This is a genomic window from uncultured Porphyromonas sp. (genome assembly GCF_934359325.1).
Taxonomy (GTDB): Bacteria; Bacteroidota; Bacteroidia; order Bacteroidales; family Porphyromonadaceae; genus Porphyromonas_A.
Genome location: NZ_CAKRLH010000190.1, coordinates 1 through 3,206 on the forward strand (window position 1 = coordinate 1; position 3,206 = coordinate 3,206).

Consider the following 3,206-nt stretch of genomic DNA (forward strand, 5'->3'; position numbering starts at 1 on the left):
ATATTACATTTTTATATTATAGAGGAGAAATGATTGCCACCTACAAATGTACCGAAAAGCCCCCACACCTCCGGCGGATCTCTATTACCGGTATTAGATTTACCTGAGAGGGAGGGCGGGGAAGTGGGTACAAAAAAGGCGGGACGACACACTGAGGTGCCGTCCCGCCGTGAGGGATGTTGGTTAGGGATCAGAGATCACTTGTTCTGGATTCTCTGGTCGATCTCGTTGTACTTATCGTCCATGCCGAGGTTGTAGTAGATACCACGGAGAGCAACGAGATACTGGGTGTCGTCAGGATTGAGCTCCACAGCCTTCTCGAAGTAAGGCAGAGCCTTCTGGAAGAAGACCTTAGCCTCGTCCACCTTAGCCTTGTATTGAGCCTCATCGGTGATGGCGTTGGCCTCGGACTGGATGTTGGCACCCTGGTTGAAGTAGACGCGACCGAGACCGAGCATGGCCTCTGCGTATTCAGGGTCGATGGCGAGAGCCTTCTTGAAGGCCTCCTCAGCCTTTCCCATATCCTTGTAGCCCTGCTCGTAGACGTTAGCGAGGACGAAGTAGAGCTGCTTGTTGCTCGGATTCGCGGAGATGGCCTGGTCGAGATAGGCCTTGGCATCCTCGTGACGGCCCTCCTGGATCAGGATGTTGATCTTATTGAAGAGGTAGAAATTCTCCTCCGGGAAGAGCTTGATACCCTCATCGAGCGTCCTCAGGAAGCCGGCGGTGTCGCCTGCCTGGACGTAGGACTGTGCGAGGAGCTGGTAGACGTCATTCTGACGGAAGGGGACGTCCTTGATCGCCTCATAGGCGGCGATGGCAGCCTGCTTGTCGTCCTTATTGCACTGGGTAAGCGTGTAGGCGTTGAAGAATCCGATCTGCATCGACATCGAGTCCTGCTCGGCGGTGGGGGTGCCCTGGAAGAGCTCCATCTTCTTCACGTCCATAAACTTCTGGAAGAGGTCGTGAGCCTTGCAGACATCACCTCCGTCCATCGCTGCGGCACCTCCATTGACGAGGAAGCCGTAGTAGGTGGCGAGGGACTCGGAGATCTTCTTGTCGAAGTGCTGCTTTACCTTGCCTTTCTCGTTGGGGAGACGGTCGAGGGAGTCAGCCTTCATGTAGTAGTCGGTCATGTCGGCGACTGCCTTGTAGAAAGCGTCCTGATTGATCTCCTTGCCGAGAGAGAGCTGGAGGTAGTCACGCTTCACCTGCTGCTCCTCGATGAGTCCGGCGACCCACCAGGTCTTGGCGTCGTTGGCGGTCTCAGGGTTCTCAAATGCCGGCTTGAGGAAGTTACGCGCCTCCTGTACGTTGACGTCGTCCTTCTTGGCCATGCGCTCCACCTGCTTCACCAGTTTCTCCTGACCGAAGGCGGCAGGTACGGCGATGAGGAGTGAGAGCGCTCCGATAAGTAGTTTTTTACTCATGGTTGTCTATTCTTTGCTATTAATTTATTCTCAAAGTTTACCACAATCTCCCCCAACGGTTGCCCCGGGGAGTCGGTCCAAAGGTAACAAAAACTGTCCTAATGGACGTGCTCCTTGCACCTTCGTACATTATATATGATAGAAAAGTGGGTGGATCGTTTAATCCTCCTCGCTCTCCGAGGTGTCGTCCTCCGGCTCATCGAGGGCGGTGGGGTCGGCATCCTCCTCCCGCTCGCCGATGGAGGTATCCTCCTGCTCCGCCTGATCCTCGTCGGCGGGGACACGGCAGACATCGGCGATCTCGTCGTCCCTCTTGCTGAGGTTGATGAGACGGATGCCCTGGGTGTTTCGCCCGAGGATGGAGATGTCGGAGACGTGGACGCGGATCACGACGCCACTCTTATTGATGATCATGATGTCGTGATCGTTGGTGACGGAGTGGACGGCGATGAGCTTGCCGGTCTTCGCAGTCGCCTTGAGGGTGATGATGCCCTTGCCGCCTCGGTTGGTGATGCGGTACTCCTCGAGGGGGGAGCGCTTGCCGTAGCCGTTCTCCGACACGACGAGGATCGACTCTGCCTCCGGGTCCTTGATGCTGATCGCCCCCACGACGCGGTCCTCAGGTGACTGGAGCCGCATGCCGCGCACCCCAGCCGAGGTGCGACCCATCGGGCGGAGGAGACCCTCCGGGAAGCGGATCGCCCGGCCCTCGCGGCTGGCGAGGAGGACGTCGTGACGACCGTTGGTGAGCATGACGGAGACGACGCGGTCGGTCTCGTCCTTGAGTCGGATGGCGATGATCCCCTTGGAGCGTGGGCGGGAGAAGTCTCTCAGTCGCGCCTTGCGGATCATGCCCTGCTCGGTGACGAAATTGAGGTAATGGGTGTCGACGAACTCCTGGTCGGAGGTGAGGTTCTTGATCCTCAGGATGGCGGTGATGCGGTTGTCGCTCTCGATATTGAGGATATTCTGGATCGCACGTCCCTTGGAGTTGCGTGCCGCCTCGGGGATCTCAAAGACGCGGAGCCAGTAGCAGCGACCCCGGTCGGTAAAGAAGAGGAGGTGGGCGTGATTGGACGCGCCGTAGACAAACTCGACGAAGTCCTCGTCCTTGGTCCCCGCACCCTTGGCACCGGTACCGCCGCGATTCTGCGAGCGATACTCTGCCAGCGGCGTACGCTTGATGTACCCGTAGTGCGAGATGGTGATGATCATGTCATCGTCGGGGTAGAAGTCCTCCGGATTCATGTCCGGGGTGGCGTAGACGATGTCCGAGCGGCGGTCGTCGCCATACTTGTCGATGATCTCGCGACACTCCTCGATGAGGATCGAGTAGAGGAAGTCCTCATCGGAGAGGATCCGCTCGTAGTACCTCACCTTCTCCGTCACCTCGTCGTACTCCTGGTGGAGCTTGTCCAGCTCGAGGCCGGTGAGCTGACCGAGACGCATCTCCACGATGGAGCGCGCCTGTATCTCGGAGAGGCTGAAGCGCTCCATGAGCGCCTGCATGGCGGCGGTCTGATTGGCCGACGCCTTGATCAGATGGACCACCTCATCGATATTGTCGGCGGCGACGATGCGCCCCTCGAGGATGTGGAGCCGCTCCTTAGCCTTCTTCAGATCATATCGGGTGCGACGCGTCACCACCTCGTGGCGGTGCTTGACAAATTCGCCGATCAGCTCCTTCAGCGACAGCAGTCTCGGGCGACCGTCGACGAGGGCGATGTTATTGCAGGCAAAGGAGGACTGCAGGGCAGTCATCTTGTAGAGCTTATT

2 protein-coding genes are annotated in these 3,206 nt (G+C 58.0%); both read right to left on the reverse strand.

The window, feature by feature from the left end; translation table 11 throughout:
* Nucleotides 1–197: 197 nt before the first annotated feature.
* Nucleotides 198–1,430, reverse strand: a complete 1,233-nt coding sequence (locus Q0F21_RS06700; RefSeq protein WP_297238518.1) for a tetratricopeptide repeat protein — start codon at nucleotides 1,428–1,430, stop codon at nucleotides 198–200.
* 159 nt (nucleotides 1,431–1,589) lie between these two features.
* Nucleotides 1,590–3,206 (reverse strand): DNA gyrase C-terminal beta-propeller domain-containing protein (locus Q0F21_RS06705; protein WP_297238520.1); only part of this gene is annotated, 1,617 nt, incomplete at its 5' end.

What these genes read in the sequence shown, in the direction of transcription:
- Q0F21_RS06700 (WP_297238518.1), bottom strand. Translation starts at nt 1,430, where the DNA reads ATGAGTAAAAAACTACTTATCGGAGCGCTCTCACTCCTCATCGCCGTA.